Genomic DNA, 25203 nt, shown 5'->3' on the forward strand with positions numbered 1-25203 from the left:
CACGACCAAGGAAATCGACGCGCTGCCCCTGACCCGCCACGAATTCCACGGCGACTGGAACTACACGCTGGCACCACCCGACACGCCGTAACCAACCCACATTATTAGATCGCAGCCCCTAACGCCAGCACCACCTTCGCTGGGTTGCGCTCGGCCGCGGGCATCACCACACCGGCCGGTCGCCGACCCGCACGGATGACGGACCTGCGACACAGCTTCGCGGTCGCCACCCTGGTCGCCTGGTACGACCAGGGCGACGACGTGCCCGCCCGACTGCCAACGCTGTCAGCCTATCTTGGACATGTTGGCCCAGCCTCCACCTATTGGTACCTAGAAGCAAGCAGTGAATTGATGACCGCGGCCTGTTGGCTGCTCGAACCCTCATGGGAGGGACGCTGATGGCGACACTCGCACCGTATCCGCCCGCGGTACGCCTTCGGCTTTTAAGCGAGGGCGATGACCCGGTCTACCGCTCCCGGGTCAGCGAGCGTTCCAGCTCGGTCCAGTGCAGTCCGAGCGGGGGACCATCCGTGGATGCAAAGTGCTTGACGACTCGATTCTGGGATCCTAGGATCCCAGTAGTGATGTAGATCACGTTCAGTGTCTGGAGCCATCATGAAGCGACGGCTGGGCTGCACCCGCAGGTGCAGCGTGTGGCGCCCGTCTTGCTGGCCTTCATCGGGTGCACACTCCTGGCGACTCGGTGTGCCGCACCATCTGGCCTTGTCGATGCTGTCGGAAGCCGCCGTGACTCGCTCACGATGTTGCCCTCGCACAGCCAGTCATCTCGGACGGACTCGCTACGCGTCCGGTCCTGCACGCACTCCCTGACCGACGGCGTAGAAGGCGAATCATGAACATCTCACAGGCACCCGACGGCCGAGACTGGTCGCGAGCAGAAGGGCGGCCGCGCGACCGGAGTTCCGACCTGTCGATCCCGGCCCTCGGGCGCGCCCCAAGCCCCCGTCTCTATAACCCTGACATCGCGCCGAGCACTCGAGACGAGCGGCGATGGGGCACGTACAGCCTCTTCATGTTCTGGTCCAACACCGCCCACAACCTTGGCGCCTATACATTCGCTGCGGGCCTGTTTGTTCTCGGGCTCAAGGGATGGGAAGTAGTCGTCGGGATATTACTCGCGTCTGTTGTCGTCTATCTGGGATGCCGCCTCTCGGGGCCTATCGGAGCGGCTACCGGCGTGCCATTCCCGGTGGTTAGCAGGCTGAGCTGGGGGGTGTTTGGTGCCATTGTGCCGGCTCTGATCAGAGCATTCGCAGCGATCTTCTGGTACGGCATACAGACCTATCTTGCAAGCGTCGCAATTAACGCCATTTTGCTCCGCTTCATCCCGTCCAGCGCGGGACTACAGAATTATTCCTTCGTTGGGCTGGACGCTCTCTCATGGATCTCTTTCGTCATACTGTGGGTAGTCCAGCTCGCAATTCTGTCACGCGGCATGGACATCATCCGCCACGTTCAGGGATGGTCGGGGCTCGTGATCTGGGCACTCATGATCATCCTTGGCATTTACATGCTGATCAAGACCGGCGGTCATATCTCCCTTAATACGTCGACCACCCATCTTTCGGCGGGGCAGCAAGTTCTTCACACGGCCTACATTCTGGGTCTTATCATGGGTATTCTAGCGACCCTCATGGTGAACTATGCAGACTTTACTCGCTTCGCCCCGAGCCAGAAGTCTGTACGGTGGGGGACTATTTGGGGAGTCCCCGTCAACTGGACCATCTTCGCGGTCACGTCTGTTGTTGTCTCGGCGGGCAGCCTTTCACTATATGGAAAGGTTCTTCTTGACCCGGCCGAGATATTCGCAAAACTCAGTAACGCCGCGCTGCTTCTCGTCGGAGCGCTCCTGCTCATCGTCGCCGCTGTCGGCGTGAACATCGTGGCAAACTTCGTCTCTCCGGCATTTGACTTCTCCAACGCCTGGCCGCAGAAGATCAGCTTCCGAACCGGTGGGGTCATCACGGCAATAATCTCGCTTGTCTCACTACCTTGGAAGCTGTACTCGACGCCCGCCGTCATCAACTACTTCCTGGGGGCGTTGGGGGCGATGATGGGTCCGCTGTTCGCGATCATGGTGGTCGACTACTACCTGATCAAGGCGCGGAAGTTCGATATCGACGACATGTTCTCAACCGACACCGGGGGTCGCTACTACTATAGGCACGGCGTAAATTATGACGCGGTCTATTCTTTCGTTCCGGCTGCGGTCATCTCCATCATCCTCGCCGTTGTGCCGGCCTTCTCGCTTGTTGCACCCTTCTCCTGGTATGCGGGCGTGCTTATCGCGGCAGCGCTTTACTACGGACTGTCACGCCGTTCGGGCCATGCTAACGCCAGGAATGGGAAGGTACGCGTAGAAGCATGATGGCTGCATGCGGCGAGACTTACCGACCGGGGAGGCCCTGGGCAAAAGAGGATGCCCACCACGGGCGCTGGTCGCGTCGAGCGACCTCAGTGCGCATGAACAGCTTAGATTCCCGCCGAGGGGTGGCGGTCTTAGGGTCCGGTTCGCCCCGTGGAAGGGATAAGTGAGATGGCACAGTTGGAGATCGCAGTCGGACAGATGGGGCCGGTACCTCAAGGGAATACGCGAGAAAGTACAGTTGAGCGCCTTGTTGATCTCCTGCGTGAAGCAGCCCATAGGGGCTGCCATCTGATCGTCTTCCCTGAGCTAGCGCTCACGCCATTCTTCCCTCGAGCCGCCGGCGACCCCGACGACTTTCCCGAGTTCTTCGAAGACACGATGCCCAGCCAGGCTGTCGAGCCCTTATTTCGTGAGGCCGCACGCCTGCACGTTGGGTTCTGTCTCGGTTTCGCCGAAAAGGTAATCGACGAGGAAGAAGTAAGATATTTTAACGCAAGTGTCCTCGTAGATCGGCGCGGGCGTATTATTGGCAAGTACCGCAAGACTCACATCCCCGGATTGCCTGAAGCTGCCCAAGGTGAGGCTGACCAGCGCTTCGAGGGGCGGACAGCGAACTTCGAGAAGAGATACTTCGAACCGGGCAACCTCGGGTTCCCGGTCTTCAAATTCGAAGGAGTCTCGATTGGAATGGCGATCTGTAACGACCGTCGATGGCCCGAAACGTATCGGTCGCTTGCAGGTAACGGCGCCGAGGTCGTACTGATTGGCTATAACACGATGGCTCGCCGTCGGCTCATTACGGGAGACGGCAGCATTAGCGAACCAGGGCATCTCGCGCTATTTCACAATGATTTAGTCATGCAAGCGGGCGCCTATCAAAACGCGGTATGGGTCGTGGCGGCGGCACGCGCGGGGGAGGAAGATGGGGGGTATCTCATCGGAGGCAGCGGCGTGATAGCACCCACCGGAGAGATTGTCGCGCGCGCGTTAACCCAAAGCGACGAGCTTGTGGCATCTCGTATCGACACCTCATATTGCGAGTTGTACCGGCGCAGCGTCTGGAATGATGCGGCGTTAGCGCCGCCCTAGATGGTGGCCAACGACGCAACAGTGGGCCACCCTTGAGGGGCCGCGGCGTCGGCGGCGGTCGCTCAAGGGCAGAGCCCCCGGCGTAGCCTGTCCACTGAAGATGCGCGCGATCCCCTGATCGGTGATCGGCGCGGCGTCTTGCGGATTGATCATCCCTCGCTTCCGGCGACCCTCCCACTGGCATCGCAGGCCGTCAACCGATCCCCGTCCCGCACCCACGGCGACGTCTGATGGTGCGGCGCCGCGCAGAGGGACAGCCGGTCGGAAAATTCACTCGGCCCTGGAAGTCGACCCACGCTTCCCTTGGAAGCCCACCGCCTAGAAAGGTCAAAGATGACTGATCTCCCGGCCGTCGAGCCGCGCGATCTCAGAGGATATGGCCCCCATCCGCCGCGGGTCTCTTGGCCCGGCGGAGCCCGGGTTGCCCTCTGCCTCGTGGTGAACTACGAAGCGGGCTCGGAATATGCGCTCGGTGATGGTGACAAACGGCGCGAGGCCGTCGGCGAGTTCGGGACGGCGATCAACCCGACACCCGCGCACATCCGTGACCTATGCACGGAGTCGACATTCGAGTATGGCTCTCGGGCGGGGGTCTGGCGGCTCGCGCGCCTGCTCGACCAGTACGCAGTACCCGCGACCTTCCATGTCGCCGCCCGTGCGGTGGAACGCAACCCCGAGGTCGGAGACTATATCGCCGAGCGTGGCCATGAGGCATGCGCGCACGGCTACCGGTGGGAAGAGTTGTGGCGGCTAGGACCAGAGGAAGAGCGTGCCCAGCTCCAGGCGGCGGTGGAAAGCATCGCGCGCACCTGCGGATCACGCCCAGTCGGCTGGCACTCACGGTGCACACCGTCGAGTCACACCCGGCAGCTTGTCGTAGAAGAGGGCGGCTTTCTGTATGACAGCGACGCCTACAACGACGATTTGCCCTACTACGTCAACGTCGGGGTGCACCAACATCTGGTCCTTCCGTACTCCTTCACCTTCAACGACATGCGCTTTGCCTTTCCCGGCTTCGCCGACCCAATGTCGTTCTTCACCTACCTCCAGATGGGCCTCGACGAGCTCTGGGAGGAAGGAGCGACCAGCCCCAAGATGATGACCATTGGCGTGCATCCCCGGTGGACGGGCCAGCCCGGCCGCTCGCTCGCGCTGCGGAAGTTCCTGGACTACGCACGTGACAAGGGCGACGTCTGGTTCGCCCGACGGTCTGATGTGGCTGAGCACTGGCTAAACCACCACGTACCCGCACCCACGGAGAGCCCCGAAGATGTCGCCACGCCTTGACGAACGTGCCGTCGCGGCACAGACCGCGCTCATTGACATTGTCCGCCTGAAGCTGGACGTCAGTCGAGTCACACTGCGTCTCCTTCGAGACGGCTCCATCAACCTGGTCGCCGAGTCGATCGCGGCCGGCGTCAAATCGATGCGATCCGGCACCCAGGAGGACGCGTCCCGATTCCCCACATACCAATACCTGCAGGACACCCGCGACGTTCTCGTCCAGAACGACCTGCGGGACGGCGAGATCCGGCCGCCGCAAAGCCTCATCGACGAGTACGGGACCCTCGCACAGATGCTCGCCCCCGTCATCGTGCACCACACCCTAGTCGGAGTCATCTCGGTGCACCAGGTCGGCAGGCCCCGCGAGTGGTCCCACGGCGACATAGGAACACTGAAAACGGCGGCCACCGCGATCGGCCTGCTCGAGGCCCTCCTGGCGCCCTCAGTACCGTGACCCCACCCAGCGTTCCTCAAGGACGCGAATCCTCCACGAATTGGCCGGCGCGCCCGGCTCACGTCCGCAGGTGTCCATCGACCGTTAGGAGCAGGAATCATGGCAATCCGGTTTATTGACTTGAGTGTGCCGTTGCATAACTTCGCGAGTGAGTTCAACTCGCCGCAGATCACGTATTGGGACCATCGCGACTTCGGTCACCGGACCGCGACCAAGTGGGGCCTGGATCCTGCGGACTTTCCCGAACCGCATGTCGGCAGTGCTGCCGAGGAGCTCACCCTGGCCTCGCACGCCGGTACCCACATCGACGCGCCGTGGCATTTCGGGCCAACGACTGCCGGCCTCCCCGCCAAGACGGTCGATGAGGTACCGCTGGAATGGTGCTACGGCAACGGTGTTCTCCTTGACTTCAGCACCAAGACGACGGCGGACCCGATCGATGTTGGTGACCTGCAGGAAGCGCTAGCCAAGATCGACCACCAGTTGCAGCCACTGGACATCGTGCTCCTACGCACGGGGGCCGAGGACTACTGGGACAAGCCCGAGTACAACGAGATGGGCACCGGGCTGACCGCCGCGGCGGTGGAATGGCTGGTCCAGCAGGGTGTGCGGATGATCACCACGGATGCGTTCTCCCTCGATATCCCGTTGAAGTACATGGCCGAGAAGCTCCGCAACGGAGACAAGGACGGATTCTTTCCCGCACACCGGATCGGTCGAGAGGTCGAGTACGTGCACGCCGAGAAGGTCGTCAACCTCAAGGCGCTGCCGACCACAGGGTTCACGGTCGCGCTCTTTCCGATCAAGATCCGGCGCGCGAGTGGGGCCTGGTGCCGCGCCGTGGCAATCCTCGAGGACGACGCATGACCGCCACCCGTCGTCCTGCACAGCGAGGTTGAAAGCAACCCACTCGACGTGCGTGCCGGCGATCCAGCCCAGTCGCGGCGGTCAAGAGGCTGCCCACTTACCTCCCTTGGCCCAGGGCACGACAGTGCAAGGCAGTGCAGCGACGCATGCGGCAGAGAGGGGGGCTAGCATTCGATGGTGGGAGATTCCGATGCTCTTCTCGTAGACGATCTGCGGCCTTTGCGCGATCAGATCCGCGAGAGGGTGCGTGCGTGGATCATCGACGGTCGCCTCGAGCCAGGTGTCCCGGTCCGCGAACGTGAACTCGCAGAACGGTTCGGTGTCTCCCGTCTGCCGGTCCGTGAGGCAATTCGGATGCTCGAGGTCGAAGGGTTTGTTGAAACCAGAGCACGGCGAGGAGCCATCGTGCGTGGGCTCCACCGCCGGGACGTCGAGCAAGAATTCGAGGTTCGTGAGGTCCTTGAAGTACTAGAGGCGAGGCTGGCCGCAAAGCATCTAGAATCCGCCGGAGCGCGACGGTTACGCTGGCTGGTGGATGAGTCGGAGCATATGCTCCAAACCGATGACCGCGCACGATTCGCCGAAGTCAACGCCGAATTTCATGACGCGATCTCGCAAGCGGCGGGCAACCACACGCTGGCCGCAGTTCTGCTGCCTCTTGCGGGCCGGCTGCAATGGAACACGGCTCAGAACGCACATCCCGAAAGGATCCTCGCCGAACACCGTCGCCTAGCCGACGCGATCGCCTCCAACGACCCCGACCGAGCAGGAGAGGAGGCGCGGGTACATCTCAACTCACGTCGACAAGCCCTGCTCGGCACTCTCCCTGACTCTGAATCCGCAGACTCTCTCTGAATGGGCTCCACGGTTTGAGGGATTGCCGGCGTCGCACCCGGCTTCCGCGACCGCGGCAACTCCCGGCTCCGCGAGCTCCCGATCGGTGGCCGACTCACCCACCCACCTAACCCCACCTCAGGTATGACGCCAAGGCCACCACGCTGAAGACGCTGCCCCGGCGTGGAGTGACAGCACCCCGGCCCCACCGATAGTCACGCCAGCACGCCACCCGCACCAGCGGGGCAGGAAGACCCCAAAGAAGGGGAGTCTCACTCAGCCGATCGTGCACCCGGCGACTGCGGTCCATGCTCGGGCCACCGGTGCCCGAAGCCGCTGCCCGTCGTAAGTTCTCGGGCTGCGCGCAGCAGGAGTGCGTCATGGTCGGGGCGAGCGACCAGTTGGACACCGAAAGGCAGGTTCCCTCCGGTCCACACGGCGGGTACGGAGATGCTTGGAAAGCCGATGAGAGAGATAAGGAAGGTGCAGGCGAGGTAGTCGATGATGGAACCGGTGGGTTCACCGTCGATGGTGCTGACTTCGCCTTGGCTATTGGGGAATGGGAGGACGCTGGCCGCGGGAAGCATGAGTATGTCGTAGTCCTGGAAGAATCGCTGCGCGCGACGGTACGCCGTGCTGCGCACGTGTTGGGCATGGAGGTAGTCCTCGGCGGTGATTCCCTGGCCGCGTCGCACGTTCCATACGAAGGACTCGGTAAGTTCGGCTTCGCGTTCTTCTATCAGGTCCTTGAAGGTGGACCATGTTTCCGCTGCTCGCAATAGTTGGAAGGCGTCTATGGCGTCGGACATGTTCGGTGATGCCTGGTCGATGCCGCCAAAGGTTTGGGATGCCGCAGAGATCGACTGCGTGAAGGCCGCTCGAACGGCGGGGTCAACCCTGAAGGCTCCATCGAGGTCTATACTCGCAGCGACTCTGAGCGGGGTATTCGTGTCTGGTGCGGGCTGGCGTGCGGAGCTTGGATCCATGAGGTGAGGGCCACCCGCGACGGCGAGCATCAACGCGGCGTCCGCGACGGTTCGGGTGAGGACACCTTGGGTAGCAAGTGGGGCCCAGGCGAGTGACCGGTTCGGCTCGGGAATTATTCCCGGCGTGGGTCGGAACCCATAGCATCCACAAAACGACGCGGGGGTTCGCACGGATCCTCCGAAGTCGACGCCTTGCGCGAGCGGCACCAATCCGGCAGTCACCGCAGCCGCCGAACCCCCGCTGGACCCCCCCGAGCTGCGGGTGTGGTCCCAGGGATTGGATGTTGGCCCGGTCAGCCGGTTCGTGCACACGGCACCGAAGCCGAACTCGGGCGTGTTCGTCTTCCCCACGACCACTGCGCCCGCGGCCCGCAGCCGACTTATAGACACAGCGTCCCGCTTCGCAGGTACCTGGCCGGTTATCAGGGATCCGTGGGTGGTCGGGAACCCAGCAACGTCGGTCACGTCCTTCACCGCTATCGGCACGCCGTGCAACGGTCCTCGATGACCTCGATCGCGAACCGAGTCCAGTTGGCGGGCCACACGTAGGGCAGCTTCTGGATCGACGCTAGTAAACGCGTGGAGCTCGCGGTCCAGGGAGTCGATGCGCTCAAGCGCCGCACTCACGGCGTCCACGGCGGACAGGTCGCCCTGGGCGATGGCTTCGGCAAGTTCGGTCGCGCTAAGCCGATAGATGTCCATCGTGTCAGTCTCCTCATCACACTCGACTGTCTTGGGTCCTGTTGCAGTGAGCTGGATCACATAGACGATCGGCAGGTGCCACAGTCCTGCCAGGTTGAGGGACTCGTGAGATGCGCCGATGTTGGTGGTGCCATCACCCAGCAGGCACATCACTGCCTCCGCATCCGGCCCAGGGCCGCCCCGATACGTGAGCGCCAGCGCGACACCGGTGGCTGGAGGGATCTGTCCGCCGACGATGCCGTAACCGCCCAGCAGCCGCGCGTTCTGGTCGAACGGGTGCATCGAGCAACCACGACCCCCCGAGACACCGGTGATCTTGCCGAACAGCTCAGCCATCACCAGGCCCGGTTCCAGACCACGCGCCAGGACATACCCGTGCTCCCGGTAGGTCGTGAACACGTAGTCAGTAGGCCGTAGCGCGGACATCGAGCCGACAACTGGCGCCTCCTCGCCCAGGTTCAGGTGGCAGTAGCCCCCGATCTTGGCGCGCTGATACATTTCGCTTGCTCGAGTCTCGAAGGCTCGGATCAGCGACATCTGCCGGATGTACCCACGTAGCGTCTCCGCCCGCTCATCACTCAGCGCGCCTGCCGCCACCGCGCTCTGAACAGCGGATGTGTCGGATTGCTTCCCTCATCGCCATACTTTTTCCTTCCGCTGTTCACAAGGGCGTCGGCCGGGCCTGCATCGAACACCTGTTAATCACAACTCCGGGGGATTGCTCGTGGATCGCCACCCGGTCAATTACCTGAGTCACACCGCAGGCAGAGCGCCGGCGGAATCACCGCGCCCGGCCTCGCCGCGGGTGCCACACACTCGCTTGGGCGCCCGCCACGCGACCGATCGGGTGTGGCCGACGACCCCGTCCGGCTTGCCCTTCGGTACGGGGGCGTACGTCGACTTAAGGCGGTGAGCGCTAGGCCGCGTAACGCGTTCATGTGAGGAGCCTTCCCCACCGCCTGTCCAGCAAGGGGGCGTCGATGATCGTGAGGCAGTGCCAGAGGGTGACGGCAACGGAGTCCAATGCAGCAACCTGAGATTCTGCTTCCACAGGTTGTACGGCCGGCGCCCCGTAGAGGTTGGTGCACAGGTAGATGAGTGCGTCCGGGGCGTATTCGATGAGTTCACGAGAGGGTTGCAGCAGTTCGTCGGGCGTCACGCGGGCGAACGACTCGTTGTCGGACAGCCCAATGGCGTGGTCGGCGACCACGTGGATCCCTCGCGCGCCGTACCGGGCGGCAACGCGCTGGTTTACGTCCGTGGTGTAGGGCGTCAACAGGCCGACGGATTGAATGGCGAACCTCTCGAACGCGTCGAAGTAGGCCAGGGTGGATGTTGTCGCTGGGACTCCCGTGGCCTGGGCGATCACGGCGGTGATGTCCTGGTCGTGCTCGGCGCCGAGCCAGGACCCGGATGTGCCGTTCCAGGCGATGACGTCCACGTCCGCGGTGGCGAGGAGTTCCGCGGCCTGACGCATGCTCTCCGCGCTGAACTGGTGGTCCGAGCCGGAATCGAGTGCGATCCGGGTGACGGGGATGCGTGCGGAGTGTACGGTCACGTCGTCGCGTGTGCCCAGGATCCGGTAGGTCATGGGTTCGAGGCAGGTGTTGGAGGAGGGGACGATCATGCCGATCCGCTGCGATCGCTTCAGCATCGGTCATATTCCTTTGGTGGAGGTGGCTACCTGATTCGACCCTCGGCCTCCAAGCCGGTGTGAGGTCCTGGGCGCCCGGTGTTGCTCATGGGCACCACGCCCGCAGCGACGAACGTGCATGCGTTGTCGTGGGCGAAGATGAGTCTGTGAAGGTGTGACGGGGTCAGGCATCGTGAGATCCTTCCTGTGTGCTGGGGTGCTGTCGTCCATCGGGCTCGACGTGTGACTGGGCAGCATCTAGGGCAGCATTCAGCGATGCGGGCAGGCCGTGTCGAGGCTTGCGCGGCGGGGCGGCGTAAGCGCCGACACGATGAGATCCGCACCCGAGGCTGACGAGCGCCTCGGTGAGGCGCACGCCTGCGGCGACCCCGTCGACGACAGGAACGGGGATCTGGCGGGTGAGGTCACGGGCCAAGCCTGCCAAGGGCGCGCCGGCCAGGATGACGGCGTCGGCGCCGTCCGTGAAGACCGCTTCAGTGGATAGTTTCACGATGGTGGGGCGGAAGTCATTCTGCACCTCGGCGATGTTGCCGAGCTCTTGCTTGATGGAGCGGATGGAGGCCAGCCGGGTTGCGAGGCCGAAGTGCTCGACACAGTCTTGGTACCAGGCGGTGATGCGGTCGGAGATGGCGATGATCGAGAACCGGTGGCCCTGCAGCGCGGCGGCGCACAGCGCGGCCTCGGTGATGCCGATAACGGGGACGCCGGTCATCTCCTTCAGCGCCGGTAGGCCCGGATCGCCGAAGGCGGCCACTACCACCGCGTCGGCGCTGGGGTTCTCGGCGATGACCTCGGCGACCGCGCCGGCCGCGATGAGTGCCTCGAACCGGGTTTCGAGGTACTCGACGCCGTAGGGTGCGGTGCGTAGCATCACCTGGGTGCCGACGCTGCAGGACCTTCGCGCCTCGGCTCCGATGAGCGCGGTCACGTCCGGGCTGATGTTGGGGTTGATCACAAGGAGCCTCACGCGGTGATCACCCCCGCCAGCGGCCGGGGAAGACCAGCCAGCCATGGTCCGTCGTGTTCAGGGTGGGCCGCACTGATTCCCGCTCTGCAGATGGGCCAGGGTTGCACGACACTAGGAGCACGGGCCAGGGATGGGGCTCGCTGCTTTGTGGTTGGTGGGTGTCGCCCCAAACGTCCTAAACGCCTGTTGCGGGTGCCATTTCGCATGATTCACACTCTCGCAGTGGCTTGCCTGGTTGATGGCGTCTGATCGCCGGTCGGCGTGCGGTGGAGGAATCGTCCGATCGGGCCGGGGTCGTCAAACGTCCCTTCGGAGAGCACGACGCGGCCGCCGGAGACGACGGTTTCGGGCCAGCCAGCCAGTTCGCGGCCCTCAAAGGGTGAGTAGTTGGTTCCCATGTGCAGTGCGCCGCCGTCGACGCGTCGGGTGGCATCGGGGTCGACGATGACCAGGTCCGCGTCGTAGCCGGTCGCGATCACCCCCTTGCGGGGAAGGTGGTTGATCCGGGCCGGGGTGGTGGCGAAGACGTCGACGAAACGCTCGACCGGAAGCCCGAGCTCGCGCACCATGACGGTGTAGGTCACGGGCATGCGCGTTTCGACACCGGGCAGCCCGTGCGGCATCCGTTGGATCTTGTCCATGCGTTCGCGCTTCTGTGCGGTGTCGTAGCACGAGTGGTCCGAGGAGATGGTGTGTACGCGTCCACTGATGAGGCGATCACGCAACTGCGTGACCATGGTGGCGTCGCGTAGGGGCGGGCAGCAGGCGTACAAGGCGGCATCAGCGGTGGCGTACACGGAATCATCCACGGCCAGGTAGTGCGGGCAGGTCTCGCTGTAGGCCTGGATGCCCCGGTCGCGGGCTCGCTGTACGAGATCGACCGCGCCGGGGGTGGTCTGATGCACGAAATACACCGCGGCCCCGGTGTATTCGGCCATGCCAAGCATTTCGCGCACGGAGGTCTCCTCCGATACCGGGGGGCGAGTGCGGTGCAGGTCGTGGATGCTGGTGTGCCCGGCCTGCGCGTGCAACCTGGCGCAGTCGATGATGATCGGGTCGTGCTCGGCGTGAATGTAGACGAGCCCGCCGATCCTTGCCATCGCGTGCATCACCTGCAAGATCGTGTCGTCGTCGGCCATCGTGGTGGCGCGGTTGGTGGTGTACACCTTCACCGAGCAGATGCCCATCGCGACCAGCTCGTCCAACTGCTTGGGTACGGTGTCATCCCACGTGATGACCGAGCCATGCAGCGCGACGTCGCAGCGTGCCACCCGGGCGAGTTCTCGCTTATTGTGCGCCGCCTGCAGCGGTGACTCGCTGTCGTCGCGGGGAATACCGAAGTCGATGATGGTGGTGGTCCCACCCCACAGGGCCGCCATGGAACTGACCGCGTAATCATCCAGGGTGCGATACCGCCCGGTGACCTGGGCGACGTGACAGTGCCCGTCAACCCCGCCCGGTATGACCAGGCGTCCACCGGCGTGCACGACCTGCCGCGCGGCCGGGATGGGCGATCCCGCATCGACCATGGCCCGGATCATGCCACCCTCGATCACGACGTGCGCCATCTCGCGACCCCCGGAGTTGACCACGGTCCCACCCGCGACAACGAGGTCGGCCACCTCAGCCACGGCTAAGGCCCTCGAGAATCGAGCGCGACCAGCTGGCGACGCCACCGACTCGATCGATCACCGGTGTCATGATCACGTCCCTCTCACAAGTGCCTTCGAACATGGCCCACTGTTCTACTCGTTGGGATACCAGTAACGCGACGGGCACGCACGTTGGTTCTAACCATACCGCGATCGACGGCAACCAACAACGCTGCTGTTGCGACTAATTGGAGACGTCAAAAAAGTGCGAAAGATGGCTCGGAGGCCTTGACGCGCCTTCTAATCAGCGGTGTACTTACGGGATACCAACGATGCTTGTTCGGCTGGCTTGCCCGGCTATCTCTTCGGTGTGGTGACACACCAGAGGGTTCCTTGCCATGACTTGTTGATGAAGAGGTGCATGATGGCGAGTCGACTGAAAGCGTTCCTCCCTCAAGTCTCCGGGGACGATGTTCACCCGGTTGACGCGATGCTGCCACCCGGCCGGCTCGCCGCCATCGGCCTGCAGCACATGCTCGCGGCATACGCCGGGATCATCGCCCCGCCCCTGATCATCGGGACCGCGTTAAAACTGTCGTTCCTGGACATCACCTTCTTGATCAGCGCGAGCCTGCTCGCGTCCGGGATTGTGACGATGCTGCAGACGGTGGGCATCTGGCGGATCGGGGTCAGGCTGCCGCTGGTGCAGGGCGTGTCCTTCTCCGGGATCGCCTCGATGATCGCCATCGGCAAGGAGCACTCGAACGGGATCGTGGCGATGAACGTGATCGTCGGCTCGGTGCTGGTCTCGTCGGCGATTATGTTCTTCTTGACCCCGCTGTATGCCAAGCTCATCCCGGTCCTTTTTCCCCGCGTCGTGCTGGGCGCGGTATGCACGGTCATCGGCCTGACCCTGCTGCCGATATCTATTGGCTGGATGCAAGGCACGTCCGGCACGCCCGAGTACGGCTCGATGAGGAACATTGGCATCGCGATTTTGACCCTGCTACTGACCGTGATCATCGTCCACTACGTGCCCGGGTTCACCAAACGCGTCGGCATGTTGGTCGCGATGCTCATCACGACACTCATCTCGATCCCGTTGGGTCTGACCGACTTCTCGAAGGTTGGCGGCGCCGGCGCGTTCGCGGTGCCAGGGTTCTTCCACTTCGGTGCGCCACGCTTCGAGCCCGCCGCGATCGTCTCGATGATCATCGTGATGCTCGTGATCATGACCGAGGCCACCACGGACATGGTGGTTATCGGAGACATGGTAGACAAGAAGATGACCCCAAGGACCGTCTCGGACGGGCTGCGGGCCGACTGCCTCGGCTCGGTGTTCAGCTCGATGCTCAACGGGTTCCAGGCCAGCGCCTACGGTCAAAACATCGGATTGATCACGGTGAGCCGGACCAAGTCCCGGTTCGCGGTCACAGCCAGCGGCGTGATCCTGGTCATCATGGCGCTGTTCCCGCCGACGGCCGCGATCATCGCCGCGATCCCGCTACCCGTGCTCGGTGGGGCCGGCGTCGCGATCTTCGGCCTGGTCGCGGTCAACGGAGTGCAATACCTCTCTAAGGTCGACTTTCTCAGCGACCGTGGCGCGGCGAACGGGTTGATCGTCGCCGCGACCTTGACCATGGGGATCTTGCCCACCGCGGCGCCGAACTTCTACGTCCACTTCCCGCAGTGGGTACAGACCATCTTCAGCTCGGGGATCGCCGCCGGCGCGATTACCGCCATCATCTTGAACCTGATTGTGACCGGGTTCCACCGCGGGCTGTCCGACAGTGGCATCAGCGCGGCGGGGACCTCACCCGTCGATGACGGAATAGGCATCCCAGCGGTGACGGACGAACCCTCTGCGACCTGACAAGGAGGAGCGTACGAGGCGGATACGGGAGGTGACACCGTGACTGGTGAGCAAGCAGCCAGCGAGCACACGAGACCGGTGCCACCTCGCCGCCGGGCAGGGCTGCTCCTGGTGGCGATGCTCCTGCTCGCCGCGAACCTGCGCACCCCACTGACCGAGGTCGGGCCGGTCTTGTCCACGCTGCGTGGTCAGTTCGGGCTGACCAGCGGGGCGGCGTCCCTCCTTACCGCGCTGCCGATCCTGCTCTTCGGGCTGTGCGCCCCTCTCGCATCGCCCGCCCTGCGCCGCATGGGCATCGACCGGCTGATCCTGCTGGCCCTGGTGGTCCTGCTTGCCGCGGGCCTGCTGCGGTTGGCCCCGTCCTTGCCGGCGCTCCTGGTGGGCACGACGGTGATGGGGGCGGCTATCGCAATCGGCAACGTGGTGCTGCCCGTCCTGGTCAAGACCCGCTTCCCCGATCGGGCTGGAGTGGTGACCGGGTCCTACACCATGGCACTGAACGTCGGCGCGTCCGCGGCTGCCGGCACCATCGTTCCCCTGACGGCCGCCCTGGGCAGTTGGCGGGCCGGGTTCTCCGTGTGGCTGATCCCCATCGTCGCCGCCTGCTGCTGCTGGGCACCGCTCGTACGGGCCAGGAACCGCGCCGGCAGTACGAGCCAGCAGATGACGGCTCCCACGAGATCGCTGGCCATGCTGGGCAATGCTCGCGTCCTAGCCATCGTGATCTTCACCGCATCCCAGTCGGTGGTCTACTACGGAATGATCACGTGGCTCCCGTCGATCTTCTCCGATCACGGCGCCAGCCCATCACAGGCCGGTGCACTGCTATCCGTCGCGACCTTCATCGGTGCCCCGGTCGCCCTGGTGCTGCCACCGATGGCGGCCCGTGCCCGCGACCAGCGACCCTTTGTCGTGGCCCTGGTGATACTCGCCGCCGCCGGACTGTGCGGGCTGCTGATCGCCCCCACCGCGGCGCCCTACCTGTGGGCGGTCCTGCTCGGCATCGGACAGGGCGGCATCTTCCCCCTGGCCTTGATCATGTACGTCCTGCGCACCTCCAACGGGGAACAGACCGCAGCGCTGTCCGTGCTCGCACAGGCGACCGCCTACGTCTTCGCCGCATTCGGGCCACTGATCATGGGAGTACTGCGCGACCGCTCCGGGACATGGAGCTCGTCGATTCTTCTTCTGCTCGCGTGCCTGGTGGTCGAACTGGTCACGGGCCTGTCCGCTGGCCGTGCCGGCCACATCCACCTGACACCGCCGGTCGACCCCGGCCGGCCAAGCCCACCCGCAGCCATCGGGCCAATACCCACCGCCCGGCCGTGCGGCCACCCGGACCCGCCCACCTACGATGGAGACAACCCATGAAGCTACTGACCTTCAAAACCCGCGGCGCCGACCAGGCTCGGCTCGGCGGGGTGTTACCCGGCCAGGAGGTCCTCGACCTGACCGGCGCCTCTGCTGGCGACCCCCAATTCGAGTCCATGCTGAGCCTGATCGAGGCCGGACCCGATGGTCTGTCACGGGCCGCGGACCTCATCCACGGCGGGGCGCGAGCCCACGCGTACCCGATCGCTGAGGTCGATATGCTCGCCCCGATCCCGCGGCCGCGCAAGAACGTCTACTGTGTCGGCCTCAACTTCCGCTCCCACGTCGAGCAGAACGCGGCCGCTCTCGGTCAGCCCGTCGAGATTCCCGACGTGCCACTGTTCTTCTCCAAGCCGGTGACCGCTGTCATCGGCACCGGCGAGGCGATCAGGCTGGACGAACGACTGACCACCCAGCTTGACTATGAGGTCGAACTGGCCATTGTCATCGGCCGGCGAGGCATCGGGATCGACCCCGGGCAGGCCAGTGACTACATCTTCGGTTACACGATCGCCAACGATGTCAGCGCGCGCGACCTGCAATGGCGCACCAGCCAGTTCCTGTACGGCAAGGGCCTGGACACCTACTGTCCGTTAGGGCCAGTGGTGCTCACCGCCGATCAGGTCCCCAGCCTGGACGATCTGACACTGGAACTGCTCGTCAACAACGAAATCCGCCAGAGTGAGTCCGCCGGGCACATGCTCTTTTCCCCCGCTGAGGTCATCGGCTGGCTCTCCTCCGGCATCACACTCGAGCCCGGGGACATCATCACCCTTGGCACACCAGGCGGCTGCGGATACCAGACGACACCGACCCGATTCCTCGGCCCCGGGGACATCGTCGAGTGCCGAGTCGACGCGATCGGCAGCCTGATCAACCCAGTTCAAAGCGTCTAACGCGCATCCACGAAAGAGAGGCTTCAAAAATGAAGGTCGGAGTGCACCGCATCGGAATGGCCCACCCGGGAGACGTCAGTGGTCTCGCCCAGCTCGTCGAAGACGGCACCGTGGACCCCACAAAAATCGTTGCGACGATCGGAAAGACCGAAGGCAACGGGGGGGCAAACGACTTCACCCGCGCGTTCGCCACCACCAGCTTCGCTACCTACCTCGGCAGCATCCTCAAAGACAGCCCCGAGGCGGTGGCCGAACGTGTCGCGTTCGTCTGGTCCGGTGGCTGCGAAGGCGTCCTCTCCCCGCACGTGACCCTCTTCACCCGCGATGACCAGGCGCCCTCAGGACCATCGACCGAGAGCCGCCTCGCCGTGACCGTGCAACGCACCCGGGACTTCCGGCCCGAAGAAGTCGGCCGCATGGCCGAGGTCACCGAGGTCGCCGGTGCCGTTAAGAGGGCCGTCCAAGAGCTTGGCTGCGCCCCCCAGGACGTGCACTACGTGCAGGTAAAAGGCCCCCTGTTGACGCCCGCGGCGATCACCGACGCCACCCGTCGCGGCGCCGAGGTCGTTACCACCGACCCGAACGGCTCGAAGGCGTACGCGCGGGGCGCGACAGCTCTCGGGGTAGCCCTCGGACTCTCCGAGGTCGACGCCGCGAAGGTCGACGACTCCGTGATCGCACAGGACATGTCGCTGTTCTCCAACGTCGCCTCCACCTCCGCCGGGGGAGAACTGACCAGCTGCGAGATCGTCCTCTTCGCCAACTCCCCCCAATCCTCCAGTGAATTCCGCATCGGGCACGGCGAACTCCAGGACGCCGTGGACATCGCCGGGGTCCGCAGCATGCTCAAGGACGCCGGGCTAAGTTTCGACTGCGACCCCAGCGACCACGAACGAGAGCGGATCGCCGCGGTATTCGCCAAGGCCGAAGCCCCGGTCGGTGGACTCCTACGCGGCCAGCGGACCACCATGCTCTCGGACGCCGACATCAACTACGAGCGGCACGCTCGAGCGTCCGTCGGTGCGGTCATCGCCAGCCTCACCGGGGACTCACGGATCTTCGTCTCCGGCGGGACGGAGCACCAGACGGCACCCGGGCACGCCCCGATCTCCGCGATCGTGCGAGTCTGACCACCCCAGAGTCCGTGTGCGTGCCTCCCGCGTCCACAGATTGCGTTACGGTTACGACCGCCGCGGGAGGCACGCACACCACAAGCCGAGACACCGCAGACCCCAGGAAAGGCGAGCCCGCGAAAGACAGACGAACCACGCGGGCAGCCCGACCGCGGCATGAATCGACGAACAACAAGTCAGGGGAGGAACAGCCGATGGCTTCCAGACCACGAAAGGCACACCCGAAGACTCCCCTACGAGAGCGGGTAAGCGACCAACTACGTCAACGCATCGTCACTGGTGCCCTCGTGCCCGGGCAGCGGCTCGTCGAGCGGGACCTGGCCGAACAACTCGGCGTCTCACGCCTCCCGGTACGAGAAGCACTACGCATCCTCGAGTCCGAAGGGCTCCTCAGCGCCGGGCCTAGTCGCAGCATCATCGTGCGACAACTATCGCTTCGAGACGTGGAAGAACTCTTCGATACCCGCGAGGCGCTCGAGGTGTTCGCCGCCCGGCAAGCGGCCGAACGGGCAACCACCGCCGAACTAAGTCGCCTAGCCCGCATCGCCGACAACGGGACTCTCGCGGCCAACACCGGTGACACCCGCAAGGCACTGTCCAGCCAAGAGCGCTTCCACGACACGGTCATCGACCTCGCACACAACCAACTATTACGCGACATCCTCCAGCCGGTCCAGGCCCGACTGCACTGGTTATTCCGCCAAGGAGGCGACTCAAAACAGTTATGCGAGGAGCACCGCAAGCTCGCCGACGCGATCGCCACCCGAGACCCCGATATTGCCGCGAAGGAAGCGCTCGAACACGTGCGTCTCAACAGGGCACTGTCCGTGCAACTCCTCTTCGGCGAACCCGCACACCAACCGCCCAACCACACCTGAGCGGATTAGCGTCACACGCCGAGAGTGTCAGAAATCGGGCTCTGGCTCACCTTTCGGTGGTCGCCGCTACGCCGTGGTCTGTCAGTGGTCTGGTTCGATGGTCCGATCGGGTCGCGGACTGCTATTGATCCTCCTGATTCCGCGGAATGTTGGGACCGAGGGTGTTCGTAGGGCAGCCTGACCTGGATGCTGTTACGACGAGGGCATCACGCCCAGGCGACCCACCACCGGAATTGCGCCAGAGCCGTTACCCGGACAGACCCGACCCTCCGGGGGCTGCCGAAGGCAGGATCATCAGCTGGGGTCGCATGGCCGACTTGCCTGTGGGATCAGCAGTTGCAGGCGTTTTCGCTCTTCGGTGGATAGGAGCGGGCCGTACACATCCAGCAGGCTGCTGCGTGCGAGGTGCGCGGCGAGTTCACCGTCCTGCTGTTCGATTGCGTCGTGTAGTTGGCGGTGTAGCGCCAGGAAGTCTTCACGGGTGCGGTCAGGGTCGACGGATTTGTTGATGGCGTCTGCCATGAGGTTGACGATGAGCTTGTTGATGATGCCGTTGACCACGTTGAGCAGGTTGTTCCCGGAGGCGTCCGCGATGGCCTGATGGAATTGTAGGTCCTGCTCGGCGAACTGGCGTGTCGCGCTGGGTGGGGTGGATTCCATTTTCTTGATGGCGGTGGCCATCTGGGCGAGGTGCTCTGGGGAGCGTAGGTGTGCGGCCAGGAGATTTGCTGCGCTCCCGCTGATCATGCGGTACTGGACGAGGTCTGCCAGGCTGACGTTCTCCATCTGTACGAAGCCGTGCAGCATGCGGTGCAGGCCGGCCACGTTCGAGGCGGAGACCTTCGGCCCGAGAGGGCTGCCCGGCGTGGTGTGCAGCAGTCCGAGACTTTCCAGGATCCGAAGGGCCTCGCGCACCGTGGACCGGCCGACCTTGAATTCTTCGACCAGGGCCCGTTCGGCAGGTAGATGGTCCCCAGGCTTCAGTTGCCCGGAGTAGATGGCTTGTTCGATCTGTTCGACGACACGCTCGAACGCTCGAGATCGTTCCACTGGTTCGAACATCTGATCCCTCCTGGACGCCAGTGCGCCTTCCAGGTTTAGGGCCCGGTGGACGCTTGACACGCGGTGTTAGGCATATCACACTGAGAGCATCCTAGCCGCTGGTCAGACCAGTCACTAGGTATCTAGGTACCTTACGTTGGGAGGTGTGATGCCCCGGAAAGTGGCGCTGGTCACGGGTGCGTCCTCTGGTATCGGTCAGGCGACGGCGTATGTGCTTGCTGATGCCGGGTACGACCTGGCGTTGCACGGTCTGGATGATGGGGTTGATCTAGCCGGCACGGCGCACGAATGTACTCATCGCGGCGCACGAGTGAGTACCCACGCCGGGGATCTGCGGGCCAGCGGGCTCGCAGAAAGCCTGGTCACTCGGACCGTTGACGAGCACGGTCGACTGGATGCTGTTGTCAGCAATGCGGGCACCGGCCTGACTAAACCGTTCGCGCGGATCACGCCGGCTGAGTGGGATGCCTTGTCCACGCTTCACCTGGGCGCGGCGACCACGCTGTGCCGGGTCGCGCAGGACCCTCTTCGCGCTACGCGGGGCGCGATTGTGCTCATGTCGAGTGTTGCCGCCACGCGGGCGTTACCTGGCCGGGTGGGGTATGGAACGGTCAAGGCCGCGATCGAGGGTTTGACCCGGTCTTTGGCCAGCGAGTGGGCGGGCGACGGCGTCCGGGTGAACGCCGTGGCACCTGGGACGATTCGCACACCGCTGGTCGAACAGAACTTCGCTCAGGGGCTGCTTGACCCTGCTGGAGTCCTTGACCGCACTCCGATGCGCCGTTTTGGCGAGCCGGCAGAGGTCGCTTCGGTGATCGCGTTTCTGCTGTCGGAGGCGGCCTCGTATGTCACGGGCCAGATCGTGCATGTCGATGGCGGATGGTCCTGTTGGGGCGGGTGGTCGTGATGAGCGAGCAGTCGGCGCGGCAGGTTCGTGACGCGGTGGCATCCCGGGAGATCTCGGCCCGCGAGGTCGCGGAAGGTGTCCTGAGTCGGATCCGCGCCCAGGATGACGAGCTGCACTCGTTCTTGACCGTCGATGAGGACTACGCCCTGGCTCAGGCGGATGCCGTGGACCGACGACTGGAGGCGGGGGAGCAGCCCGGCCCACTGTGCGGTGTGCCGTTCTCGGTGAAGGATCTGTATGACACCAGGGGGATGCGTACCACCTACGGCTCGCGCGTGTTCGCCGATCGTGTGCCGGACGCGGACGCGGTGTTCGTGGAGCGGGTTCGCCGGGCTGGGGGAGTGCTTATCGGGAAGACGAACACGCCGGAGTTCGGTATCTACATCCGTACCGTGAATGATCTGCAGCCGGAGACTGTCAACCCGTGGGATCCGGGCCGGACCACCGGCGGCTCCAGTGGTGGGGCGGCTGCGAGTGTCGCGGCCGGGTTCACACCGATAGCGATCGGCAGCGACGGGGGAGGCTCGGTGCGGATTCCTGCCGCATTGTGCGGACTATGCGGGCTCAAGCCGTCCTTCGGCTCGATCCCGCAGGGTGGGGGATCGGTTGGGACACGGCGCTTTTCGGCTGCCGGACCGATCACGCGTTTCGCGGATGACGCCATGCTGCTGTGGCAGGTGATGTCGGGCCCGCACGGGAGCGACCCGTTGTCACAGCCCGGCTACCTGCCACCATTTAGCACGTTGGCGCAGCGGGAGAGGACGACACCGAGGCTGGGATGGATCGGTGACAGCGGTGTGCCCGGCGCGGAGGCCGACGTGATCGCTGCGGTGCGCGCGGCCGCCGAGCGGCTCAGCGACATGCTCGACACGCCGTTGAGATCGCCAGCACCCAGTGTGGATGCGGCACGGTTCGCGGGCGACTTCTACGCGATCATGCAGGCGGATCGGGTATCAACCGGTGGGGCCGAGCTCATGGCCGACCCCATCCGCCGGGAGCTGCTGACCGACTACAGCCGCCACCAGTTCGCCAACGGCGCACAGATCAGTGGTGCCGATTACTCGCGAGCCGTGGAAACTCAGACTCGCGCGCAGGTCCACCTCAGCACGTTGCTGGATGAGGTGGACGTGTTGCTCACTCCGACACTTGGCTTCGTCGCGCCGCGGATCCCGAGTGACCGTTCGGCCCTGCCGGAGGATGCTCGCCGCGGCTTTGTCGCGTTCACCTTCTTGGCGAACTACACCGGGTTCCCGGCTGCAACAGTCGCGTGCGGGATGGTCCGTGGCCTTCCAGTCGGTCTGCAGCTGGTGGGGCGCCCCGGGTCGGAGCGCACACTGATGCGGCTGTGCCGTGACATCCAAGAGGGCGTGTTCGCTCCTCCCGTGCCCGCCCGGTATGCCGCGCCTGTGAGTTGAAGGAGCTTCTCATCATGCCCAAGATCCCTGTGCTGTTCACGTTCGACATGGACGCCGAGACCCTGTGGACAGCGCGCGACCCCGAAGGGCACCGCAAGCCGGTGTGGCTCTCACAAGGCCACTACGGCCCGACCGTCGGGCTACCACGCATCCTGGGCCTGCTTGACCGGTACGGCATCCCGGCGACCTTCTTCATCCCCGGGAGGGTCGTTGAGAACTACCCTGCGCAGATCGAGCAGATCCTCGCGGCCGGGCTACCGATCGAGCACCACAGCTACAGCCACACCTGGTCCGACAGTCTTGGCGCCGAGGAGGAAGAACGCGAGTTTCAGCAGGGCTGGGACGCGATCCTGGCCGCGACCGGCCGCAAGCCGCAGGGTTGGCGCTCACCGGCCGGTGAGCTCACGGCGCACTCGATCCCGCTCATGGAAAAGTTCGGGCTCGGCTTCTCGAGCAACATGTTTGACGCCGATACCGCGTACCTGCTGCGCGACGGTGAGCGCGCGACCCAGATCGTGGAACTGCCGTTTGCCTGGGCACTTGATGACGCGCCGTTCTTCATGTACAGCAACCGGCTACCCGGCAGGGTGATGGCCGCCCCGAGCGTGGCCGTGGAGACCTGGTGCCGCGAGTACGACGGTCTTGCCGCCGAGCCGGGAACTCATTTCATGATCGCGATGCACCCCCAGGTGACCGGCCGGCCATCGCGGCTCTGGGCGCTCGAACAGACGATCAAGCACATCCTGGGCACCGGTACCGCCGAGTTCCTTACCTGCGCCGATTACGTTGCCCGGGTACGACCGTCACTAACCCAGGGGACGCCATGACACCAGCCCAGGCGCACGCCGGCCAGGTCGCAGTGGTCACGGGTGGGGCAAGCGGGATCGGTGCCGCCGTGGTGACCCGGATGCGCGCGGCCGGCGCGACGGTCATTGCCGCGGACATCACGCCCGGGGACACGGGCGCGCACGCGTTGGACGTGAGCGACCCTGCCGCGGTCGCATCATTCGCCGAGGAGATCCGCGATGCGCACGGGCGCTGCGACGTCCTGGTCAACTGTGCCGGCGCGGTCACGGTGGGCACGGCGGTCACCTGCACGGAGCAGGACTGGGACCGCACGTTCGCCGTCAATACCCGCGGGGTCTGGCTGATGTGCCACCACCTGATACCACTGATGCCGGATGGGGCGGCCATCGTCAACGTCGCCTCCGGGGCAGGACTACGTCCGATCCCGAACATGGCGGCATACGTGGCCTCGAAGACTGCGGTCGTGGGCCTGTCTAAGGCGATGGCCATGGATCACGCTGACCGGAACATCCGCGTCAACTGTGTGTGCCCCGGCCTTGTCGACACCCCGCTAGCGTCCCGCACACAGCAGCAACGCCCAGCCGCGGCGAGCCAGGCAGTGGCCTCCTTCGAGGGGTATCTGATCAAACGGTTGGCGACCCCCGACGAGATCGCCGGCTGCATCTGCTACCTCGGATCCACCCAAGCCAGCTACATCACCGGGGCGGCCATCGCGGTAGACGGCGGCCGCACCCTGCACTGACGACAGCGATTACCTCACCCATTGCATGTACCAGGCCAAACGACTAGAGGACAACATGATGAAGCGGAAAGCATCGGCGCTGCTGGCCGGCGCCCTTGGCGTGACCCTACTTGCGGCCGGGTGCAGTAGCTCGGCCAAACCCTCGGCCGCCGGCAACGGATCAACGGCGGCGAGCGGCCCGTTCAAGCTCGGGCTGATGGTGCCTTTGACCGGCAGCCTTGCCCAGCCCGGGGGCTGGATCGAGGACGGTGTCAAGTACGGAGTCAAGCAGGTCAACGCCGCCGGCGGCATCGACCACCAAAAAGTCCAGCTCGTCACGGTTGATACCGGAGGCGACCCCACGCAGTCAGTCAGCGTCGCCAACAAACTCATCAGCCAGGACCACGTGCAGTTCATCATCGGCCCGATCACCACCGATGCGATGAACGCTGTCCTGCCGATCGAGCAGCACGCCGGGCTCGCGACCATCGGCGTGGTCGGCTCGCCCAAGCTGACACCCAAGGCGATGCCGTACGGGTTCAGCATGCTGCTCAATGCCGGCGACCAGGCACAGGCGATGGTGCAGTACGCGACCAAGCACCACTACAAGACGGTTGCCATCCTGCACGACAACGGTGAGCAGGGCCTGGCCGCCGACCAGGCGCTAAACGCGCAGGCCAAGAAGGCCGGTCTGACGGTGACCGGCGATCAGCAGTACTCGGTCGGATCGACTGACGACTCCGCCCAGGTGCTCTCCCTCAAGCAGTCCCACCCGCAGGCCGTACTGCTCTTCCCGACCACTGGAACGGACGTCGGGTATGTCCTTAAGGCCATGAAGAACGTCGGCTGGACCATCCCGGTCATCGGCGGGTACGGGGCGCACTATGCCGATCAGATCGCCGCGGTGTCCGGCCAGGGCTCGATGAGCAACGTGGTCGCAACGGCCTACGCGCCCTTCGGCGCCTGCCCGGGTAAGCCGGCACCCGCGGCGACCCAGAAGTTCATCACCGGCATCAAGGCCTTCAACCCCGGCGAGTTCAAGGGCCTCGCCCTAGACCTTGCCGCCGCATCGGCGGACTCGGTGCACATCATCCAGCAGGGCGTGCACGGTGCCGGCACCGCATCCGGAGCCAAGTTCGCGACATGGATGGAAACGCACGCCACCTCGATCAGCGGACTGGTCAACCCCTCGGTGTCAGCCAGTAGCAGCTCACACTTCCTCTTCGGCCCCAGCGACATGGTCCTCGTCCACCCGGGCAAGCAAGTGTCCTCCGGCGTGTTCGAACGAGCCGACTGTTAAGCACCCTCGGCCTTCACCCCAC

21 protein-coding genes are annotated in these 25203 nt (G+C 64.6%); 16 read left to right on the top strand and 5 right to left on the bottom strand.

Annotated elements, in window-relative coordinates:
- Nucleotides 1-853 precede the first annotated feature (853 nt).
- From FGL98_RS21775 to FGL98_RS21800, 6 genes are all read left to right on the top strand, one after another.
- Entirely contained in the window at nucleotides 854-2389 is a 1536-nt protein-coding gene (locus FGL98_RS21775) for an NCS1 family nucleobase:cation symporter-1 (protein WP_146320481.1), read from the top strand.
- A gap of 168 nt (nucleotides 2390-2557) precedes the next feature.
- Complete coding sequence (locus FGL98_RS21780) at nucleotides 2558-3478, top strand: nitrilase-related carbon-nitrogen hydrolase (protein ID WP_146320483.1); 921 nt, start codon at nucleotides 2558-2560, stop codon at nucleotides 3476-3478.
- A 435-nt stretch (nucleotides 3479-3913) separates the two neighbouring features.
- Nucleotides 3914-4765 (top strand): polysaccharide deacetylase family protein, encoded by an 852-nt coding sequence (locus FGL98_RS21785; protein WP_246136689.1) that lies wholly within the window; start codon nucleotides 3914-3916, stop codon nucleotides 4763-4765.
- Nucleotides 4749-5216 carry a GAF domain-containing protein gene (locus tag FGL98_RS21790; protein ID WP_146320487.1) on the top strand — a complete coding sequence of 156 codons (468 nt, stop codon included), beginning with the start codon at nucleotides 4749-4751 and terminating at the stop codon, nucleotides 5214-5216. Before FGL98_RS21785 ends, FGL98_RS21790 begins: the two co-directional genes overlap by 17 nt.
- Before the next feature lie 99 nt (nucleotides 5217-5315).
- A complete protein-coding gene (locus tag FGL98_RS21795) occupies nucleotides 5316-6083 on the top strand; it encodes a cyclase family protein (RefSeq protein WP_146320489.1) in 768 nt (255 codons plus the stop codon).
- Between the two features lie 177 nt (nucleotides 6084-6260).
- A complete protein-coding gene (locus FGL98_RS21800) occupies nucleotides 6261-6938 on the top strand; it encodes a GntR family transcriptional regulator (RefSeq protein ID WP_186526309.1) in 678 nt (225 codons plus the stop codon).
- Nucleotides 6939-7189: 251 nt separating this feature from the next.
- Here FGL98_RS21800 and FGL98_RS21805 read toward each other — a convergent pair whose 3' ends face one another.
- The 4 genes from FGL98_RS21805 to FGL98_RS21820 form a co-directional block, all read right to left on the bottom strand.
- Nucleotides 7190-9142: an amidase family protein gene (locus FGL98_RS21805; RefSeq protein ID WP_146320493.1), complete on the bottom strand. Its 1953-nt coding sequence runs from the start codon at nucleotides 9140-9142 to the stop codon at nucleotides 7190-7192.
- A 397-nt stretch (nucleotides 9143-9539) separates the two neighbouring features.
- Nucleotides 9540-10259: a maleate cis-trans isomerase family protein gene (locus FGL98_RS21810; protein ID WP_246136690.1), complete on the bottom strand. Its 720-nt coding sequence runs from the start codon at nucleotides 10257-10259 to the stop codon at nucleotides 9540-9542.
- Between the two features lie 163 nt (nucleotides 10260-10422).
- Nucleotides 10423-11226 carry an aspartate/glutamate racemase family protein gene (locus FGL98_RS21815; protein WP_146320495.1) on the bottom strand — a complete coding sequence of 268 codons (804 nt, stop codon included), beginning with the start codon at nucleotides 11224-11226 and terminating at the stop codon, nucleotides 10423-10425.
- Nucleotides 11227-11435: 209 nt separating this feature from the next.
- On the bottom strand, nucleotides 11436-12857 hold the full coding sequence (locus tag FGL98_RS21820) for an amidohydrolase family protein (protein WP_222432334.1): 1422 nt from the start codon (nucleotides 12855-12857) through the stop codon (nucleotides 11436-11438).
- Nucleotides 12858-13239: 382 nt separating this feature from the next.
- On the opposite strand from FGL98_RS21820, the gene FGL98_RS21825 reads away from it, so the two are divergent.
- The 5 genes from FGL98_RS21825 to FGL98_RS21845 all read left to right on the top strand — a co-directional run bounded on the left by FGL98_RS21825 (nucleotide 13240) and on the right by FGL98_RS21845 (nucleotide 18969).
- Nucleotides 13240-14691: a nucleobase:cation symporter-2 family protein gene (locus tag FGL98_RS21825; protein WP_222432335.1), complete on the top strand. Its 1452-nt coding sequence runs from the start codon at nucleotides 13240-13242 to the stop codon at nucleotides 14689-14691.
- A 39-nt stretch (nucleotides 14692-14730) separates the two neighbouring features.
- Nucleotides 14731-16062, top strand: coding sequence for a CynX/NimT family MFS transporter (locus FGL98_RS21830; protein ID WP_146320497.1), 1332 nt, complete (start codon nucleotides 14731-14733; stop codon nucleotides 16060-16062).
- Nucleotides 16059-16958, top strand: coding sequence for a fumarylacetoacetate hydrolase family protein (locus tag FGL98_RS21835; RefSeq protein WP_186526310.1), 900 nt, complete (start codon nucleotides 16059-16061; stop codon nucleotides 16956-16958). The genes FGL98_RS21830 and FGL98_RS21835 overlap by 4 nt, the downstream gene beginning before the upstream one ends.
- A gap of 29 nt (nucleotides 16959-16987) precedes the next feature.
- Nucleotides 16988-18088, top strand: coding sequence for a cyanuric acid amidohydrolase (gene atzD / locus FGL98_RS21840; RefSeq protein WP_146320499.1), 1101 nt, complete (start codon nucleotides 16988-16990; stop codon nucleotides 18086-18088).
- 197 nt (nucleotides 18089-18285) lie between these two features.
- Complete coding sequence (locus FGL98_RS21845) at nucleotides 18286-18969, top strand: GntR family transcriptional regulator (RefSeq protein ID WP_146320500.1); 684 nt, start codon at nucleotides 18286-18288, stop codon at nucleotides 18967-18969.
- 294 nt (nucleotides 18970-19263) lie between these two features.
- Here FGL98_RS21845 and FGL98_RS21850 read toward each other — a convergent pair whose 3' ends face one another.
- A complete protein-coding gene (locus FGL98_RS21850; RefSeq protein ID WP_146320501.1) occupies nucleotides 19264-20031 on the bottom strand; it encodes a FadR/GntR family transcriptional regulator in 768 nt (255 codons plus the stop codon).
- Between the two features lie 148 nt (nucleotides 20032-20179).
- On the opposite strand from FGL98_RS21850, the gene FGL98_RS21855 reads away from it, so the two are divergent.
- The 5 genes from FGL98_RS21855 to FGL98_RS21875 are packed head-to-tail and all read left to right on the top strand — an operon-like array spanning nucleotide 20180 to nucleotide 25181.
- Nucleotides 20180-20938 carry an SDR family NAD(P)-dependent oxidoreductase gene (locus FGL98_RS21855; RefSeq protein WP_146320502.1) on the top strand — a complete coding sequence of 253 codons (759 nt, stop codon included), beginning with the start codon at nucleotides 20180-20182 and terminating at the stop codon, nucleotides 20936-20938.
- A complete protein-coding gene (locus FGL98_RS21860) occupies nucleotides 20938-22353 on the top strand; it encodes an amidase (RefSeq protein ID WP_186526311.1) in 1416 nt (471 codons plus the stop codon). Before FGL98_RS21855 ends, FGL98_RS21860 begins: the two co-directional genes overlap by 1 nt.
- 14 nt (nucleotides 22354-22367) lie before the next feature.
- On the top strand, nucleotides 22368-23180 hold the full coding sequence (locus FGL98_RS21865; protein ID WP_146320504.1) for a polysaccharide deacetylase family protein: 813 nt from the start codon (nucleotides 22368-22370) through the stop codon (nucleotides 23178-23180).
- Nucleotides 23177-23902, top strand: coding sequence for an SDR family NAD(P)-dependent oxidoreductase (locus tag FGL98_RS21870; protein ID WP_146320505.1), 726 nt, complete (start codon nucleotides 23177-23179; stop codon nucleotides 23900-23902). The genes FGL98_RS21865 and FGL98_RS21870 overlap by 4 nt, the downstream gene beginning before the upstream one ends.
- Nucleotides 23903-23960: 58 nt before the next feature.
- Nucleotides 23961-25181, top strand: coding sequence for an ABC transporter substrate-binding protein (locus tag FGL98_RS21875; protein ID WP_186526312.1), 1221 nt, complete (start codon nucleotides 23961-23963; stop codon nucleotides 25179-25181).
- Nucleotides 25182-25203: the final 22 nt, after the last annotated feature.

Source organism: Leekyejoonella antrihumi (assembly GCF_007845645.1).
Classification (GTDB): Bacteria; Actinomycetota; Actinomycetes; order Actinomycetales; family Dermatophilaceae; genus Leekyejoonella; species Leekyejoonella antrihumi.

Bases quoted from the DNA above. Each gene is read 5' to 3' on its own strand.
- FGL98_RS21775 (WP_146320481.1), top strand. From the start codon at position 854: ATGAACATCTCACAGGCACCCGACGGCCGAGACTGGTCGCGAGCAGAA.
- FGL98_RS21780 (WP_146320483.1), top strand. From the start codon at position 2,558: ATGGCACAGTTGGAGATCGCAGTCGGACAGATGGGGCCGGTACCTCAA.
- FGL98_RS21790 (WP_146320487.1), top strand. From the start codon at position 4,749: ATGTCGCCACGCCTTGACGAACGTGCCGTCGCGGCACAGACCGCGCTC.
- FGL98_RS21795 (WP_146320489.1), top strand. From the start codon at position 5,316: ATGGCAATCCGGTTTATTGACTTGAGTGTGCCGTTGCATAACTTCGCG.
- FGL98_RS21805 (WP_146320493.1), bottom strand. From the start codon at position 9,142: ATGTCGCTGATCCGAGCCTTCGAGACTCGAGCAAGCGAAATGTATCAG.
- FGL98_RS21810 (WP_246136690.1), bottom strand. From the start codon at position 10,259: ATGCTGAAGCGATCGCAGCGGATCGGCATGATCGTCCCCTCCTCCAAC.
- FGL98_RS21825 (WP_222432335.1), top strand. From the start codon at position 13,240: ATGATGGCGAGTCGACTGAAAGCGTTCCTCCCTCAAGTCTCCGGGGAC.
- FGL98_RS21835 (WP_186526310.1), top strand. From the start codon at position 16,059: ATGAAGCTACTGACCTTCAAAACCCGCGGCGCCGACCAGGCTCGGCTC.
- atzD (WP_146320499.1), top strand. From the start codon at position 16,988: ATGAAGGTCGGAGTGCACCGCATCGGAATGGCCCACCCGGGAGACGTC.
- FGL98_RS21845 (WP_146320500.1), top strand. From the start codon at position 18,286: ATGGCTTCCAGACCACGAAAGGCACACCCGAAGACTCCCCTACGAGAG.
- FGL98_RS21850 (WP_146320501.1), bottom strand. From the start codon at position 20,031: ATGTTCGAACCAGTGGAACGATCTCGAGCGTTCGAGCGTGTCGTCGAA.
- FGL98_RS21855 (WP_146320502.1), top strand. From the start codon at position 20,180: ATGCCCCGGAAAGTGGCGCTGGTCACGGGTGCGTCCTCTGGTATCGGT.
- FGL98_RS21860 (WP_186526311.1), top strand. From the start codon at position 20,938: ATGAGCGAGCAGTCGGCGCGGCAGGTTCGTGACGCGGTGGCATCCCGG.
- FGL98_RS21865 (WP_146320504.1), top strand. From the start codon at position 22,368: ATGCCCAAGATCCCTGTGCTGTTCACGTTCGACATGGACGCCGAGACC.
- FGL98_RS21870 (WP_146320505.1), top strand. From the start codon at position 23,177: ATGACACCAGCCCAGGCGCACGCCGGCCAGGTCGCAGTGGTCACGGGT.
- FGL98_RS21875 (WP_186526312.1), top strand. From the start codon at position 23,961: ATGAAGCGGAAAGCATCGGCGCTGCTGGCCGGCGCCCTTGGCGTGACC.